This is a genomic window from Cupriavidus taiwanensis (assembly GCF_900250075.1).
GTDB lineage: Bacteria > Pseudomonadota > Gammaproteobacteria > Burkholderiales > Burkholderiaceae > Cupriavidus > Cupriavidus taiwanensis_C.
On the sequence record NZ_LT977070.1, the window covers coordinates 2,319,606 to 2,336,103 of the forward strand.

14 protein-coding genes and 1 tRNA gene are annotated in these 16,498 nt (G+C 67.5%); 3 read left to right on the top strand and 12 right to left on the bottom strand.

The features are described from left to right. Window positions 1-38: 38 nt before the first annotated feature. The 3 genes from CBM2588_RS10725 to rnr form a co-directional block, all read right to left on the bottom strand. The gene (locus CBM2588_RS10725) at window positions 39-806 is read right to left on the bottom strand and encodes an SIR2 family NAD-dependent protein deacylase (RefSeq protein WP_115680518.1); all 768 of its coding nucleotides are present in this window, start codon (window positions 804-806) and stop codon (window positions 39-41) included. A gap of 4 nt (window positions 807-810) precedes the next feature. Then, a complete protein-coding gene (gene rlmB / locus CBM2588_RS10730; RefSeq protein WP_012353149.1) occupies window positions 811-1,554 on the bottom strand; it encodes a 23S rRNA (guanosine(2251)-2'-O)-methyltransferase RlmB in 744 nt (247 codons plus the stop codon). A gap of 78 nt (window positions 1,555-1,632) precedes the next feature. Next, window positions 1,633-4,227 carry a ribonuclease R gene (gene rnr / locus CBM2588_RS10735; RefSeq protein ID WP_115680519.1) on the bottom strand — a complete coding sequence of 865 codons (2,595 nt, stop codon included), beginning with the start codon at window positions 4,225-4,227 and terminating at the stop codon, window positions 1,633-1,635. 70 nt (window positions 4,228-4,297) lie between these two features. On the opposite strand from rnr, the gene CBM2588_RS10740 reads away from it, so the two are divergent. From CBM2588_RS10740 to CBM2588_RS10750, 3 genes are all read left to right on the top strand, one after another. Continuing rightward, window positions 4,298-4,384: transfer RNA gene (locus CBM2588_RS10740), tRNA-Leu, on the top strand. Window positions 4,385-4,727: 343 nt separating this feature from the next. Further along, window positions 4,728-5,162, top strand: coding sequence for an Rrf2 family transcriptional regulator (locus tag CBM2588_RS10745; RefSeq protein WP_115680520.1), 435 nt, complete (start codon window positions 4,728-4,730; stop codon window positions 5,160-5,162). Between the two features lie 64 nt (window positions 5,163-5,226). Then, complete coding sequence (locus tag CBM2588_RS10750; protein WP_115680521.1) at window positions 5,227-5,838, top strand: NAD(P)-dependent oxidoreductase; 612 nt, start codon at window positions 5,227-5,229, stop codon at window positions 5,836-5,838. A gap of 12 nt (window positions 5,839-5,850) precedes the next feature. Here the strand turns inward: CBM2588_RS10750 and CBM2588_RS10755 are convergent, their stop codons facing one another. The 9 genes from CBM2588_RS10755 to bamB all read right to left on the bottom strand — a co-directional run bounded on the left by CBM2588_RS10755 (window position 5,851) and on the right by bamB (window position 16,435). After that, entirely contained in the window at window positions 5,851-6,420 is a 570-nt protein-coding gene (locus tag CBM2588_RS10755) for a phosphoribosyltransferase (protein ID WP_115680522.1), read from the bottom strand. A gap of 125 nt (window positions 6,421-6,545) precedes the next feature. Then, window positions 6,546-7,886, bottom strand: a complete 1,341-nt coding sequence (locus CBM2588_RS10760; protein WP_115680523.1) for an adenylosuccinate synthase — start codon at window positions 7,884-7,886, stop codon at window positions 6,546-6,548. 85 nt (window positions 7,887-7,971) lie between these two features. Beyond that, window positions 7,972-9,123 carry an ATP phosphoribosyltransferase regulatory subunit gene (locus tag CBM2588_RS10765; RefSeq protein ID WP_115680524.1) on the bottom strand — a complete coding sequence of 384 codons (1,152 nt, stop codon included), beginning with the start codon at window positions 9,121-9,123 and terminating at the stop codon, window positions 7,972-7,974. Window positions 9,124-9,311: 188 nt separating this feature from the next. Beyond that, on the bottom strand, window positions 9,312-10,220 hold the full coding sequence (gene hflC, locus CBM2588_RS10770; protein ID WP_018007767.1) for a protease modulator HflC: 909 nt from the start codon (window positions 10,218-10,220) through the stop codon (window positions 9,312-9,314). Window positions 10,221-10,230: 10 nt separating this feature from the next. Further along, complete coding sequence (gene hflK, locus CBM2588_RS10775; RefSeq protein WP_115680525.1) at window positions 10,231-11,589, bottom strand: FtsH protease activity modulator HflK; 1,359 nt, start codon at window positions 11,587-11,589, stop codon at window positions 10,231-10,233. A gap of 165 nt (window positions 11,590-11,754) precedes the next feature. Next, entirely contained in the window at window positions 11,755-13,020 is a 1,266-nt protein-coding gene (gene hflX / locus CBM2588_RS10780) for a GTPase HflX (protein ID WP_115680526.1), read from the bottom strand. 228 nt (window positions 13,021-13,248) lie between these two features. Next, window positions 13,249-13,488, bottom strand: coding sequence for an RNA chaperone Hfq (gene hfq, locus CBM2588_RS10785; protein ID WP_012353158.1), 240 nt, complete (start codon window positions 13,486-13,488; stop codon window positions 13,249-13,251). Window positions 13,489-13,697: 209 nt separating this feature from the next. After that, the gene (der, locus tag CBM2588_RS10790; protein WP_026164427.1) at window positions 13,698-15,041 is read right to left on the bottom strand and encodes a ribosome biogenesis GTPase Der; all 1,344 of its coding nucleotides are present in this window, start codon (window positions 15,039-15,041) and stop codon (window positions 13,698-13,700) included. Between the two features lie 218 nt (window positions 15,042-15,259). Next, on the bottom strand, window positions 15,260-16,435 hold the full coding sequence (gene bamB, locus CBM2588_RS10795) for an outer membrane protein assembly factor BamB (RefSeq protein ID WP_115680527.1): 1,176 nt from the start codon (window positions 16,433-16,435) through the stop codon (window positions 15,260-15,262). Between the last annotated feature and the right edge of the window lie 63 nt (window positions 16,436-16,498).

Below are 16,498 nucleotides of genomic sequence, written 5' to 3' on the forward strand. Positions count from 1 at the left end.
GCCGCGCGCCGGCGCGTGGCCCGGCGCTGCCCTTCGCTTCAGCCGGCCGATGGCGCCGGCTGCGGCCACAGCCGGGGCAGGCAGGCGCCCGCCGCGGCCGACAGCACGATGTCGGCGGTCTGGTCCAGCGCCGACGGCTGCGGATTGACCACGATCACCGGCGCGCCATGCTCGCGCGCCACGCCCGGCAGCCCCGCCGCCGGGTACACCAGCCCCGAGGTGCCGACCACCAGGCACAGGTCGCAGGTCTGCGCCGCATGCTCGGCGCGGTAGCGCGCCACGCGCGGCAGGTCTTCGCCGAACCACACCACGCCCGGGCGCATCAGCGCGCCGCACCGATCGCAGCGCGGCGGCGTGCCGGGCAGCGCGGTCGCCTCGCTGCAGCGGCCGCAGCCATCCAGCCACTTGTTGGCGAACAGGTTGCCATGCAGTTCGATCACGCCAGCGCTGCCCGCGCGCTGGTGCAGGCCGTCGACATTCTGCGTCACCAGCGTGACCGGCTTCTGCGCGGCCAGCGCCACCAGCGCATGGTGCGCCGGATTAGGATGCACCGCCGCCACCAGTTCGCGCCGATGCTGGTACCACTGCCACACCAGCGCCGGCTGGCGGCGGTAGGCCGCCTCGCTGGCCAGCTCTTCCGGATCGAACTGTTGCCACAGCCCGGTCATGGCGTCGCGGAAGGTCGGCACGCCGGATTCGGCGGAAATACCGGCGCCGGTCAGCACGAAGATATTGCTGGCGCGCTCGATCAGCCGACGCGCTTCCTCGAGCCCCGGGAGTGCCGGCAGACTGGAATCGTCGGCCATGGCCTCAGCGCGGCAGGCGCCGCTGGCGCACGGCCTCGTACAGGCACACGCCGCTGGCCACCGACACGTTCAGGCTTTCCACGCCGCCCGCCATCGGGATGCCGACCAGCTCGTCGCAGGTCTCGCGCGTCAGGCGGCGCATGCCCTCCCCCTCGGCGCCCATCACGATCGCGGTCGGTCCCTTGAAATCGATGTCGTACAGCGACTTCTCGGTGCCGTCGGCGGTGCCGATCACCCAGATGCCGCGCTCCTGCAGTTCGCGCAGGGTTCGGGCCAGGTTGGTCACGGTGATATAGGGCACGGTCTCGGCCGCGCCGCTGGCGACCTTGGCCACGGTGGCGTTCAGGCCGACGCTGCGGTCCTTGGGCGCGATCACGGCGTGCGCGCCGGCACCGTCGGCCACGCGCAGGCAGGCGCCCAGGTTGTGCGGGTCGGTGACGCCGTCCAGCACCAGCAGCAGCGGCGTGCCTTCGATGCCGTCGAGCAACTCGTCCAGGTTCAGCGCCAGTGCCACGTCTTCGGCACGCGCCACCACGCCCTGGTGACGGTCGGTGCCGGCCATGCCGCGCAGGCGCTCGGCATCGACCGGATGCAGGCGCACGCCCAGGCTTTCGGCCAGGCGCACGAAGTCCTGCATGCGCCGGTCGCGGCGGGCGGATTCGATGTAGATGTCGGACACGCCCTTGGGGTCTTGCCGCAGGCGCGCGGTCACGGCGTGAAAGCCGATCAGGAGTTTTTGTTTAGCCATGGGCGCGATTGTACCCGCCCGGCCGCCGTCCCCGCGTGGGCGGGGGCGGCAACCCGACGGCAATCCAGCGCCGATCCGCTAGCGCTTGCGCGGCGTGCGCTTGGCGGCGGTCTTGCCTGCCGGCTTGGCCGGGTGCGCCTTGGAGGCCGGCTTGCGCGGCTTTTCCAGGTGCGCGGGCTTGGGCTTGGCGGCGCGCTTGCCCGGCTTGCCGGTCTTCAGATGCGGCTTGAGCGGCGTGATCACCGCCTCGAACACCGGTTGCTCTTCGATCACCCGGTCCAGGGTTTCGTCGAACGACTCTTCCGGCTTGGAGGAACCGCCCAGCAGCGCCGCCAGCTGGCGGCCCTTCTTGCGCGCCGGCACCGCATGCGCGGCCGGCACGCGCGGCTGGGTCTCGGCGCCCGTAACCCGCGCGCGCAGAGTCTTCGCCGACGGCTCCTGCACCAGGCGGAAATCGATCTTGCGCGCATCCAGGTCGACGCGCGACACCTGCACGCGCACGCGGTCGGTGAGCCGGTAGCGGATGCCGGTGCGCTCGCCGCGCAGCTCGTTGCGGGCCTCGTCGTACTGGAAGTAGTCGCTGCCCAGCTCGGTCACGTGGACCAGGCCCTCCACGTACAACTCGTCGAGCTGCACGAAGATGCCGAACGAGGTCACGGCGCTGACGGTGCCGGCATAGTCGCTGCCCAGCTTGTCGCGCATGAAGTAGCACTTGAGCCAGGCCTCGACATCGCGCGAGGCCTCGTCGGCGCGGCGCTCGTTGGCCGAGCAGTGCAGGCCCAGCTCGTCCCAGATGGCCTCGTTGCGGCGGGCGCGCGCAGCGGTCAGCTCGGCCTTTTGCTCCGCGTCCTTGGCTTGCAGCCTGCGCGCCTTCGGCGAGATCGCGGTGTTCAGCTCGGTGCCGTGGGCAAATGCCGGCTGGTACTTGGTGTGCGCCAGCACCGCCTTGATCGCGCGGTGCACCAGCAGGTCGGGATAGCGGCGGATCGGGCTGGTGAAGTGAGCGTAGGCCTCGTACGCCAAGCCGAAGTGGCCGATATTGTCGGGGCTGTACACCGCCTGCTGCATCGAGCGCAGCAGCATGGTCTGCAGCATCGGCGCGTCCGGGCGGGACTTGATCTTGTCCATCACCTCGGCGTAGTCCGACGCCTGCGGCTTGTCGCCGCCGCCTAGCGACAGGCCGGCGGTGCGCAGGAAGTCGCGCAGGTTCTTCAGCTTCTCGTCGCTGGGGCCGGCATGGATGCGGTACAGCGCCGGGTGCTTGAAGCGTTCGAGGAAATCGGCCGCGCACACGTTGGCGGTCAGCATGCATTCCTCGATCAGCCGGTGCGCATCGTTGCGCGTGCGCGGCAAGATCTGCTCGATCTTCCCCTGCGCATTGCAGACGATATAGGTTTCGGTGGTGTCGAAGTCGATCGCCCCGCGCGCGCGCCGCGCCTTGAGCAGGACCTGGAACAGCTCGTACAGGTTCTGCAGGTGCGGCACCAGCTCGCTGCGCTTGTGCGCCTCGGGGCCCTTGGTGTTGGACAGCACCGCCCAGACCTCGTTGTAGGTCAGCCGCGCGGTCGAGTGCATCACCGCCGGATAGAACTGGTAGCCCTTGAGCTCGCCCTTGGCGGTGATTACGGCATCGCACACCATGCACAGCCGGTCCACGTGCGGATTGAGCGAGCACAGCCCGTTGGACAGCTTCTCCGGCAGCATCGGGATCACGCGCCGCGGGAAATACACCGAGGTGGCGCGGTCGAGCGCGTCGGCATCGAGCGGCGTGCCCGGACGCACGTAGTGCGACACGTCGGCGATCGCCACGATCAGGCGCCAGCCCTTGGCGCGGCCGATCCTGACCGGCTCGCAATAGACCGCGTCGTCGAAGTCGCGCGCATCTTCGCCGTCGATGGTGACCAGCGGGATGTCGCGCAGGTCGATGCGGTGGTCCAGGTCGGCCTGGCGCACCTCGTCGGGCAGCCCCGCGGCTTCCTGGGCAGCGGCCGGAGAGAACTGGTGCGGCACGCCGTACTTGCGCACGGCGATCTCGATCTCCATGCCGGGGTCGTCGATTTCGCCCAGCACCTCCACCACGCGGCCCACCGGCTGCACGTAGCGGTCGGGGAATTCGGTCAGCTCGACGCTGACCACCTGCCCCACGCGGGCCTTGCCCTGCGCCTTGGGCGGGATCAGGATGTCCTGGCTGATGCGCTTGTCTTCGGGCGCGACCACCAGCACGCCGCCCTCGCTGAGCAGGCGGCCGATGACATAGCGGTTGGCGCGCTCGATGATCTCGACGATCTGCCCTTCAGGGCGACCGCGCCGGTCATAGCCCACCACGCGCACTTGCGCGCGGTCGTTGTGCATGGCCTTCTGCAGTTCGCGCTCGGGCAGGAAGATATCGTCCTCGCCGTCGTCGCGGATCAGGAAGCCGAAGCCGTCGCGGTGGCCCTGCACCCGGCCGGTGACGAAGTTGGGCTGGTGCGCCAGCTCGTAGCGGCCCTTGCGGTTGAGCTCGATCTGGCCGTCGCGCTCCATCGCGGCCAGGCGCTTCTGGAAGCCGTCATGCTCCTTGCGCGTGACCGCCAGCGCCTTGGCGATATCGCCTGCCGACTGGGGGGATCCCGACGTTCTCAGCACGCCCAGGATTTCTTCCCGGCTGGGGATCGGATAGTTATTCTGATTCAATTTTTTCTGGAAACTATTTGACAAAATTCTCGCGCTCTCTATAATGAGCGCTTCGGTTGTTTCGACACCTGCCCAGGTGGCGGAATTGGTAGACGCACTAGGTTCAGGTCCTAGCGGTGGCAACACTGTGGAGGTTCGAGTCCTCTCCTGGGCACCAAATTACCGGAAAACCCGCAGCGCTTTCGAGCCCTGCGGGTTTTTTGTTTTCTACGCCTGTTTCGCGCATCAGATCCGGCAACTTGCACTCCTTGCTTGGCGGCACTGCCGCGATGTCATACCTGCGAGCGTACGGGTTTTTTCCCGTCCGTGAAACCGCGCACCGTACCCCGCGCGGCAGCCGCACCACAAGGTTACGGCAATGTCGGGGAGTGTAACAGCTTCAGTGGCGATTCCGGCATTCCGGCGGCCACTGCAAACCATTTCGCCGCAACCGCTTTCTCCCGACGCTTGACGCCACCCCTGATGTGTAACTACCATAGTTTCATATCGAACCCGACACCATGAGCACAAGCAGCCGGTTTGCCGTCGCCGTCCATATCCTCACCCTGCTGGCCAGTTCCGCCGAGCCGCTGCCGTCGTCGCTGATTGCCGGCAGCGTCGGCACCAACCCGGCGCTGATCCGGCGCCTGGTCGGCCAGCTGGCGGAGGCGGGACTGGTGGCCACCACCATGGGCAGCACCGGCGGCGCCGCGCTGGCGCGGCCGGCCGCGTCGATCACGCTGCTGGAGGTGTTCCGCGTGGTCGAAACCACCGCGCTGATCACGCTGCACCAGAGTGCGCCCAATCCGGCCTGCATGGTCGGGCGCGAAATCACCGGCGCGCTGCGCAAGGTTGCCGACCGCGCGCAGGCGGCCATGGACGAGACCCTGGCCGGCGTCACCATCGCCAGCATGCTGGCCGATGTCGAGCGCGGCAGCCAGCGCCGCAAGCGCTGATTTTTTTACCCCGATGTGTAACCACATCAGTTTCATATCCAACTGACTCAACCAAGGAGTGACCATGAAGATCGCCATCATTGGAGCCAGCGGCCGCGTTGGCACGCGCCTGACCGACGAAGCCGTGCGCCGCGGCCACCAGGTGACCGCCATCGCGCACCAGGCCAGCCGTTTGCCCGCGCGCGCAGGGGTGACCAGCAAGGATGTGGATGCGACCGACAGCGCGGCGCTGAGCGCCGCCCTCGCCGGCCATGATGCCGTCATCAGCACCGCGCGCTTCGCCCAGCTGAACGCGCAGCAGGTCACCACGGCGGTGCGCCAGGCGGGCGTGCCGCGGCTGCTGGTGGTGGGCGGTGCCGGCAGCCTCCATGTCGCGCCGGGCGTGCAGCTGGTCGACACCCCCAACTTTCCCGACGCCTACAAGGCCGAGGCGCTGGCCGGCCGCGACTTCCTGAACGCGCTGCGCGGCGAGCAGCAGATCGACTGGACCTTCCTGTCGCCGTCCGCGCTGTTCGAGCCGGGCGAGCGCACCGGCCAATTCCGCATCGGCAAGGAAGACCTGCTGAGCGACGCAGCAGGCAAGAGCTGGATCTCGATGGAAGACTATGCCATCGCGATGCTCGATGAAATCGAGACGCCGGCGCATTCGCGCCAGCGCTTCACGGTGGGCTACTGAGCCGGACCGCGCTCAGTCGCGCCCGCCGTCGTCCAGCAGGCTGGCGCGCTTGCCGCGCTTGAGCCACGCGGCGAGGTTGTGCGGGCGCAGCGTGTCGTACTCTTCGAACGGCTGGTGGATCCAGGGATTCGACTCGAGGAAGGTGACGTGGTAGTCCGGCTCCACCTTGGAGCACGCCTTGTACCACAGCACCGCCGAGCGCACTTCGGTCACCGCCGGATAGCGTTCCTTGAGGTGGCGGCCCACGCGCTCGAGCGTGATGCCCGAGTCCACCAGGTCGTCGACCAGCAGGATCTTGCCGCTCAGCTCGCCACGGGTCATGGTGATGTACTGCGCGATGTCGAGATCGCCCTGCTGCGTGCCGGCGGCCTCGCGGTAGCTGCTGGTGGCCAGGATGGCCAGCGGCACGTCGAAGATGCGCGACATCTGGTCGCCCACGCGCAGCCCGCCGCGTGCGAGGCAAAGGATCTTGTCGAACTTCCAGCCCGACTCATGCACGTTCAGCGACAGGCGTGCGATCAGGCGATGATATTCGTCCCAGGAGACCCACAGGTTCTCGTCATCGTTGGTAGGCAGGTTCATCGTTTTGCTCGTGATATCGTGCGGTCGGTTGACCGATATGGCTCGGCCCGCTTGCGCGGGCCGATTTATTTTCTGGCGGGCCGCGGCGCTCGTGGTGCGCGGCCCTGCGGGTAGTGCGCAGGCGCTCAGGCCTTGTACGGATGGCGCAGCAGGATGGTCTCGTCGCGGTCGGGGCCGGTGGAGATCATGTCGATCGGAATGCCGACCACTTCTTCCACGCGCTTCAGGTAGACACGGGCCTGCTCGGGCAGTGCGTCCCACGTCTTCACGCCGAAGGTGGACTCGTTCCAGCCCGGGAATTCTTCATAGACCGGCTCGCAGCGTGCCACGGCATCCGAGCCGCGCGGCAGGATGTCGACGGTGCTGCCGTCGAGCGTATAGCCGACGCACAGCTTGATGCTTTCGAGGCCGTCGAGCACGTCCAGCTTGGTCATGCACAGGCCCGACACGCCGTTGATCTGCACCGAGCGCTTGAGCGCGGCCGCATCCAGCCAGCCGGTGCGGCGCGGACGGCCGGTGACCGAGCCGAATTCCTTGCCGACATTGGCCAGGCGCACGCCCACCGGGTCCTGGCGCGAGGGGTTGTCGTTGTCGTACAGCTCGCTCGGGAACGGGCCGGCACCGACACGGGTGCAGTAGGCCTTGGTGATGCCGAGGATGTAGTTCAGGCGGCCCGGGCCCACGCCCGCGCCGGCCGCGGCGGCGCCGGCCACGCAGTTGCTCGAGGTGACGAACGGATAGGTGCCGTGGTCCACGTCGAGCAGCGTGCCCTGCGCGCCTTCAAACATCAGGTTGCCGCCGGCGGCGTTGACCGCGTACAGCTCGGCCGAGACATCGGCGACCATCGGTGCCAGGCGCGGCGCGTAGGCCAGCGCCTCGTCCAGGGTCTGCTGGAAGTCGACAGCTTCGGCGCCCAGGTACTGGGTCAGCATGAAGTTGTGGAAGTCCAGGTTTTCGCGCAGGCGTTCGGCGAACTGCTGGGGGTCGAACAGGTCCTGCACGCGCAGCGCGCGGCGTGCCACCTTGTCTTCATAGGCCGGACCGATGCCGCGGCCGGTGGTGCCGATCTTGGCCGCACCGCGGCGCGCTTCGCGTGCCTTGTCGATGGCGACGTGGTACGGCAGGATCAGCGTGGCCGCCTCGGAAATGCGCAGGCGGCTCTGCACCTGCAGCCCGGCACTTTCGAGTTCTTCGATTTCACGGAACAAAGCTTCGGGCGACAGCACCACACCGTTGCCGATGTAGCAGACCGTGCCGGCGCGCATGATGCCCGAGGGGATCAGCCGGAGAATGGTCTTCTTGCCGCCGATGATCAGCGTGTGGCCAGCGTTGTGGCCACCCTGGAACCGCACCACGCCCTTTGCATGGTCGGTAAGCCAATCGACGATTTTTCCTTTGCCTTCGTCACCCCACTGGGTGCCGATCACGACGACATTGCGTCCCTGGCCTACTGCGGATGCGGACATATTGCTTTGGTCAATAGGTTAAAAACGTATTCTACTCTTGTTGCCGGGCGATTCCGGGTTTTTGGACCGCCGCGGCGTCGATGCGTCAGCGCGGCACCACGGCCCAGCCGGCATCGTTGCGCACCAGCTGCCGGTCGCAATTGAATTCATCGAGCTCATGCGTGTGGCCGGGCAGCGACTGGATCACGATCTCGCCCCCGGCGCGCAGCGCGGCGATCGCGGCACGAAGTGCCGGGTCCGCATCCCAGGGGGCGAAAATCGCCAGCGCACGCACCTCGACGGGTGACAGCGCCGCCACTTCACGCAGGTCCAGCGAGAAACCCGTGGCCGGACGCGCGCGGCCGAAGGCCTCGCCCACCTTGTCGTAGCGGCCGCCCCGGGCCACGTAGTTGGGCAGGCCCGCCACATAGGCCGCGAACATCACGCCACTGTGGTAGTGGTAGCCGCGCAGGTCCGACAGGTCGATATTGACGCTGGCGCCGCGCACCTGCACCGCCAGCGCCGCCAGTTCATCGAGCGCACGGCCGATGGCCGGGCTCGCCGGCAGCGTCGCGCGGGCGCGCTCGATCACCTCGACGCCGCCGTACAGCGTCGGCAGCGCCAGCAGCGCGTCGCGCTCGGTCTGCGGCATGCCGTCGGTCAGCTCGCGCAGGGCCGGCACGTCCTTGGTTTCCAGCGCGGCAAACAACGCGTCCTCGATCTTCCGGATCGACGGCAGGCCGGCCAGCAACGCCTCCAGGATGCCGGCATGGCACAGGTCGATACGGATATCCGACAGGCCCGCCGCGGTCAGGGCCGCCAGCATCAGCTCCTGGATCTCGACGTCGGCTTCCAGGCCGGCATGGCCATAGATCTCGGCGCCGATCTGGATCGGCTCGCGGGTGGCGTGGAACCCCGCCGGGCGCGCGTGCAGCACGTTGCCGGCGTAGCAGAGCCGGGTCACGCCGGGACGGTTCAGCAAGTGGGCATCGATGCGCGCCACCTGCGGCGTGATATCGGCGCGCAGCCCCATGGTGCGGCCCGACAGCTGGTCGACCAGCTTGAGCGTGCGCAGGTCGAGGTCATGGCCGGTGCCGGTCAGCAGCGACTCGAGGTATTCCAGCATCGGCGGCATCACCAGTTCGTAGCCGTAGGTGCGGAACAAGTCCAGCATGCGGCGGCGCAGCTCTTCGATCTTGCGCGCTTCCGACGGCAGCACGTCGGCAATGTTTTCTGGCAGCAGCCAATGGTTGGACATGGTGAATCTCTTCTCAGTCATTCAGTTGCCTGCAGGCGCAGCGCCTGCAAGGACCGGGCCGGGCCCGGCAAAAAACCTGGGTGCGGGCACCGCGCGCCCGCGCCATCACTCCGCAGCGACGGCTCCAGCCGGACAAAACCCCGGCAAGCCGGGGTTTTGTCAGTTCGCCACACGGACAGGCGACGGTGCTAGCGCTTGCCTCCGCCATTGCCCGAAGCCGCGGCCGCGGCGCCGCCGCTGGAACGCATGTAGCGGAAGAACTCGGAATTCGGCTCCAGCACCAGCACGTCGCGCTTGTCGCGGAAGGTGTTGCGGTAGGCCTCCATGCTGCGCCAGAACTGCGCGAACTGGGGATCGCGGCCAAACGCCTCGCCATAGATCTGCGACGCCTTGGCATCGCCCTCGCCCTTGATCATCTGCGCATCGCGATAGGCCTGGGCCAGCACCACTTCGCGCTGGCGGTCGGCGTCGGCGCGGATCTTCTCGCCCTCGGCGGCGCCGGTGGAGCGCAACTCGTTGGCCACGCGCTTGCGCTCGGCCTCCATGCGGCGATACACCGATTCGCTGATGGCGGGCAGCAGGTCGACGCGCTTCAGGCGCACATCGAGAATCTCGACGCCGACCGACTTGGCGTACTCGCTCATGCCGTTGCGGATGGCCTGCATCACCTGCTCGCGCTCGCCCGCGACCACGTCGGCGACGGTGCGCTTGCCGAACTCCTCGCGCGCCACCGAGTCGATGCGCTGCGTCATGCGGTCCTGCGCACCGCGCAGGTTGCCGCCGAAGGCGACGAAGAACTTGCGCGGATCGGTGATGCGCCATTTGACGAACCAGTCCACCACCATGCTCTTCTTCTCGGCGGTCAGGAAGCGCTCGTTGGCGGCGACGTCGATGGTCTGCAGGCGACGGTCCATGAACACCACGTTCTGGAACGGCGGCGGCAGCTTGAAGTGCAGGCCCGGCTCGCGCACCACCTCCTTGATCTGGCCGAAGGCGAACACCACGGCGTACTGGCGCTGGTCGACCACGAACAGCATGGACGAGACCACGGCCAGCAGGATGAAAAAGCCGATCGCGAAGGAAATCAGTCGGTTCATGACGGTCTCCTCAGCGCGAGTCGCGGTCGCGGTTGCGCAGCGATTCGCGCGACCGGTTGTCCGGCGAGGCATCCGGCGCGGGCGCCGGCGTGCCCGCCGCGCCGGGCTGGCCCGGCTGCGGCGTGGCGCGGCCCTCGGCCTGCGCCATCAGCTTGTCCAGCGGCAGGTAGAGCAGGTTGTTGCCCTGGCGCGCGTCGACCAGCACCTTGGTCGAATTGGTGTAGATCTGCTGCATGGTCTCCAGATAGATACGGTCGCGCGTCACCTGCGGCGCCTTGGCGTATTCCGCCTGCACCGAACGGAAGCGCGACGCATCGCCCTCGGCCTGCGCCACCACGCGGGCCCGATAGGCTTCGGATTCTTCCTTCAGGCGCGCCGCGGTACCCTTGGCGCGCGGGATGATGTCGTTGGCGTAGGCCTGGCCCTCGCTGATGGCGCGCTCGCGGTCCTGGCTGGCCTTGTTGACGTCGTCGAAGGCGGCCTGCACCTGCTCGGGCGGCTGCACGCTCTGCACGTTCACGGACAGCACGCGGATGCCGGTCTTGTACGCCGACAGGATGGCCTGGATCGACTTGGCCAGCTGCTGCGCGATCTGTTCGCGGTTTTCATACAGCACCGCGTCCATCTTGTTGCGGCCGACGATCTCGCGCACCGAGGTTTCGGCCGCCTGCGTCACCAGCTCTTCATCGCCACCCCGGTCGGTCTTGTTGAAGAACAGGAATTCGCTGGCGTCCTGGATCACGTACTGCACGGTGAAGCGCACGTCGATGATGTTCTCGTCCTGCGTCAGCATCGACGAGTCTTTCAGGTTGCTGTCCTTGATCGAGGTGGAGCGGCCGACCTCGACCGAGCGCACCGCCGACAGGTTGACCACCTCGGCCGACTGGATCGGCCAGGGCATGCGCCAGTTGATGCCGGGGCCGGCGGAGTACTTGAATTTACCGAACTGCAGGATCACCGCGGTCTGGCCTTCCTGCACCATGAAGAAGCCGCTGGCCAGCCAGATGCCGACCACCGCGGCCACGATCACGCCGGCGCCGACGCCCGAGCCCTTGCCCGAGGTGCGCGGGCCGCCGAAGCCCTGGTTGCCGTTGCCGCCGTTGTCCTTGCGGCCGAGCAGGCCGTTCAGGCGGCGGTTGAAGTCGCGCCACAGTTCGTCCAGGTCCGGCGGGCCGCCATCTTGCTGCGGACGCTGGTTTTGCTGGCGGTTGTCGTCGCGGCCGTCCTTCTTGTCATCGTCCTGCCCGTCCCGACCCCAGCGCGGATCGTTCAGCGAGAAGATGGCGCGCAGGCGCTGCCAGCCCGCGCGCAGCGCGAGGCGGCCGCCTGGTGTCAGGCTCGAATCAGCATTCCGGGGAAACTGGGGCATGAAGTGCACGGGTCCGGGGAAGTTTGTAACAGGGGGATTCTAGCAGTCATCGGCGCCACTTTTGGCCAATTCGCGCAATCCCCGCGGCAACCGCACCGGAATTGGGCAGAACCGGCGCCGAACCAGCACCAAAGCGGCCTGGTGCGGCGGCTGGCCACCAGGGCCCTACAGCCGGCGCGAGTCCGCCGCATCGGCATCGTCGCCCTCGTCCGCCACGCCGCCGTCAACGCCATCGTGGTCGCCATCGCCGGCGTCATCGGACTGCGCCACCTCGTCCAGGCGCGGATCATAGGGTTGCGGCTCGGGCGGGCGGCTGGCCAGCCATTGCGCCACCTCGACCACGGCCTCGCGCAGCGCGTCCAGGCCCAGGCCCTCGCGCGCGCTCAGGAACACGCGGGTGGGGATGCCGTCCGCGTCGCGCTCGATACGCGGGCCGTCGCCCAGCAGTTCGGGCGCGGCGTCGATCTTGTTCATCACCACGATCTGCGGGATGTCGAGCGCATTGATTTCGGCCAGCACCCGGTTGACCTGCTCGATCTGCTCGTGGCGCACCGGGCTCGAGGCGTCCACCACATGCAGCAGCAGGTCGGCATGCACGGTCTCGTCCAGCGTGGCACGGAACGCCGCCACCAGCTGCGTCGGCAGGTCGCGGATAAAGCCGACCGTGTCCGACAGCACCACGTTGCCCAGGCCATCCAGGAACAGCCGGCGCGAAGTGGTGTCGAGCGTGGCGAAGAGCTGGTTGGCCGCATACGCGCCGGCCTTGGTCAGCGCGTTGAACAGCGTCGACTTGCCGGCGTTGGTATAGCCCACCAGCGAGATGCTGAGGGTGTCGTTGCGCGCGCGCGCGCGCCGCTGGGTGCTGTGCTGGCGCTGCAGCCGCGACAGATCGGACTTGAGCCGCTTGGCGCGCTCGTCCAGCATGCGGCGGTCCAGTTCCAGCTGGCGCTCGCCGGGGCCGCCGCGCATGCCGATACCGCCCTTCTGCCGCTCCAGGTGGCTCCACGCGCGGACCAGCCGCGACGCGCGGTACTGCACCTGCGCCAGCTCCACCTGCACCTTGCCCACGTGGCTCTGCGCGCGCTGTCCGAAGATGTCGAGGATCAGGCCGGTGCGGTCGATCACGTGGCGTTGCAGGAAGCGCTCCAGGTTGCGCTGCTGCGCCGGGCTCAGCGCGTGGTTGAAGACCACCACGTCGGCGTCCAGCGCATCGGCGGCCTCCTTCAGCTCCTCGGCCTTGCCCGAGCCGATGAACAAGGCCGGGTCCGGCCGCGCGCGGCGGCCCGTCAGCGTATGCACTGGCAGCGAGCCGGCGGTAGTGGTCAGCAGCGCCAGTTCGCTGAGGCTTTCCTGGAAATCGTGCTTGCCGAAGTCGACGCCGACGAGGATGGCGCGCGAAGGGGCGGTATTGGAGGTGGCTCTGGGGTCCAAGGGCGGGCGCGAATGCGCAGGGAAATTCGGGTTCAGGGGAAGGGATGGCGGATCTCGGACACTGTCCTGGCCCCTGCCGGGACAGGCCGCCGCATGATGCGGAACGTGGCGGCGGGCGCATTGGCAAGCGCCGGGCCACGCGGCACCGGGTGCGTCGGCACGCCGGCGCCGGGCATCGTGGCGGCGCCGCCTGGCGCCGGTACGATGCCCTGGGGCAGATCGGTCAGATCAGGCCTCGGCGGAATCATCCACGCGGAAATTGACAGCGCGTGCAGGCACGACGGTGGAAATCGCATGCTTGTAGACCATCTGGGTCACGGTGTTGCGCAGCAGGACAACATACTGGTCGAACGATTCGATATTGCCTTGCAGCTTGATGCCATTGACGAGATAGATGGAAACCGGCACGTGCTCTTTGCGCAGCGCGTTCAGGAACGGGTCTTGTAGCAGTTGCCCTTTGTTGCTCATGGCACACTCCAAATTTATAGGTTTAGTGGTGAATGATGGGGATGGAAATCCCCGGTTCAAGTCAGGCGGCGCAAAAACGCGCCAGAAAAAAGATCAAAACGGTACCAAGTTGGCGTCAATGCACAGGGAACCCCCTGCTACCGTGAATTTAGCCGCAGTTCCAAACGAACGCAAACGAAAACTGGCCCGCCACGGATCCGATTCCGGACTCACTCCTTCGAGTCCGCGTACGGATTTTTGTTCGTGCGAAATTCGATGCGCAGGGGCGTGCCCTTGAGCTTGAAGGCCGCACGGAAACGGTTTTCCAGGTAGCGCCGGTAGGTCTCGGCCACGCCCGACAGCGCATTGCCGTGGATCACGATGATGGGCGGATTCGAGCCGCCCTGGTGCGCATAGCGCAGCTTGGGCCGCGATGCGCCGACGCGCTTGGGCTGCTGGAATTCCACCGCTTCCTGCAGCACGCGCGTCAGTTGCGGCGTCGGCAGCTTGACCATGGCGGCTGCATACGCATCGTCGACCGAGCGCATCAGCGCGCCGATGCCGGTGCGCTCGCGCGCCGACACAAAGTGAAAGTTGGCAAAGCTGAGGAATTGCAGCTTGCGCTCGAGGTCGTGCTTGATGCGGTCGCGGGTGTGGCCATCCAGGCCGTCCCATTTGTTGACGCCCACCACCAGCGCGCGGCCGGACTCGACGATAAAGCCGGCAATATGCGCATCCTGGTCGGAAATGTCCTGCTGCGCGTCGAGCAGCAGGATCACCACGTTGGCGTCCGCGATCGACTGCAGCGTCTTGACCACCGAGAATTTCTCGATCGCCTCGAACACTTTGCCGCGCCGGCGCAGGCCGGCGGTATCGATCAGCGTATAGGGCTTGCCGCCGCGCTCGAACTCCACATAGATCGCGTCGCGGGTGGTGCCGGGCATGTCGAAGGCGATCACGCGCTCTTCGCCGATCAGCGTATTCACCAGCGTGGACTTGCCCACATTGGGACGCCCGACGATGGCGATCTTGACACCCTTGCCCTCGTCCGAAGCTTCCTCGGCCAGCTCGGGGCGCTCCTGCACCGCCAGCTCGATGGCTTCATCGACCAGCTCGCGCACGCCGTCACCATGGGCGGCGGAGATCGCGTACGGATCGCCCATGCCCAGCTCATAGAAATCGGCCGCCACCGAGGTGTACTTCATGCCCTCGGCCTTGTTGACCGCCAGCATGATGCGCCGGCCGGTCTTGCGCAGGTAATCGGCGATGGCGCGGTCCTGCGGCGCCAGGCCCAGGCGGCCGTCGACGATAAAGATTACCACGTCGGCCTCGACCACCGCCTGCTTGGTCTGCTTGGCCATCTCGGCGACGATGCCTTCCTTGACCACGGGCTCGAAGCCGCCGGTATCGATGGCGATGAACGGACGTTCGCCGATGCGCCCTTCGCCGTAATGGCGGTCGCGCGTCAGGCCCGGCAGGTCGGCGACGAGCGCGTCGCGCGAGCGGGTCATGCGGTTGAATAGCGTCGACTTGCCCACATTGGGGCGGCCGACAAGTGCGATAACTGGTTTCATGCCATAAACGGAAACGGGGGCCGGCAACTGCCGCCCCCCGGTAACTCCGGAGTCAAGGGTTCCAACGGCAGCCCGCGCCACCAGGGCGCGGGCTGCCGCTTGTCCTGTCGGGCGCGGCGCGGGTCACCGACCCGCTGCAATTGCCGCGCCAAGGATCATGCTACCGGATTCGGCGCCGGCCGTACCGACAGGTGTACGGCAGCGCGCATAGGGTCCTGTCAGCCAGGCTGGAAACCGTAGACGTCGCCGTCGCGCGTCTGGATCACCAGGGTCTGCCCCGCCACCACGGGCGCGGCGGTGATGGCGCTGCCATCGGTCTTCATGCGTGCCACCACCTGGCCGTCTTCGCGCGACAGGAAGTGGACATAGCCTTCGAAGTCGCCCATCACCACCGAGCGGCCCAGCGCCAACGGCGCGCCCAGGCGGCGGTTGCGCAGGTCGGCGTTCTTCCAGCGCTCGCTGCCGTTCTGGCGGTCGAAGGCATGCACCACCGATTGCTCGTCGCTGGCGTAAAGCGCATTGTCATCCTGCGCCGGGCCCGCCGGCGACGAGAAATCCTTGCCCCACTGGGGCTGGCCGCTGGCCAGCTCCAGGCAGGCGACGCGGCCCTGGAAGGTGGTGGCGCAGACCTGGCGACCGCTGACCATGGGCAGGCCGGTGACGTCGTTCAGGCGCTCGATCTCCGACACGCCCTTCGGATAGGAAATCGCGCTTTCCCAGCGCAGCACGCCGTTGCCCGGCGTCAGCACGCCGAGCTTGCCGCCGGGAAAGCCCATCACGATGCCGTCGCCGGCGAACACCATACCCATCGCCGCGCGCAGGTTCAGCGGGGTCTGCGAACGCTGGTAGATCCAGCGGCGCTCGCCGGTCTCGGCATCCAGGCCGAACACCCGGGTATCGGTGGTGCGCACCACCACCAGGCCGTTGCCGACCAGCGGCGCGGACAGGACCTCGCCATTGACCTGCTTCTTCCAGATCTGCTTGCCGCTGGCGTCGAAGGCATAGACCGCGCCCTTCTCGCCCGCGACCGCGGTGACCGAGCCGTCGCTGCCCGGCCCCGAGGTCAGGTCCACGTCGGTCTTGGCCTTCCACAGCACGCGGCCGCTGGCGCCTTCGAGCGCCATCACGTTGCCGTTGTTGGACGACACGTAGACATTGTTGCCCGCCGCGGCCGGCTGCATCGAATAGGCACCGCTCTTGCCGACATCGGCCTTCCAGGCCTGGCGCACCGCCAGCGTGCCCGATACCGGCTTGAGTTCGGCGGGCGGGTGCTTGTTTTCCTTGCTGAACAGCGCGCAGCCGCCCAGCGTGGCCAGGCAGGCAGCCGCCACCAGCGCACGGGAAATCGTGCGGGCAGGCTGGCGATGTACGGCACGGGAAAGCACTGACGTCATAACTTTACGGTCCTGTTGTTCGATCCGCGGATCAACGGTATGGCAACGGTATGGCCACGAGAT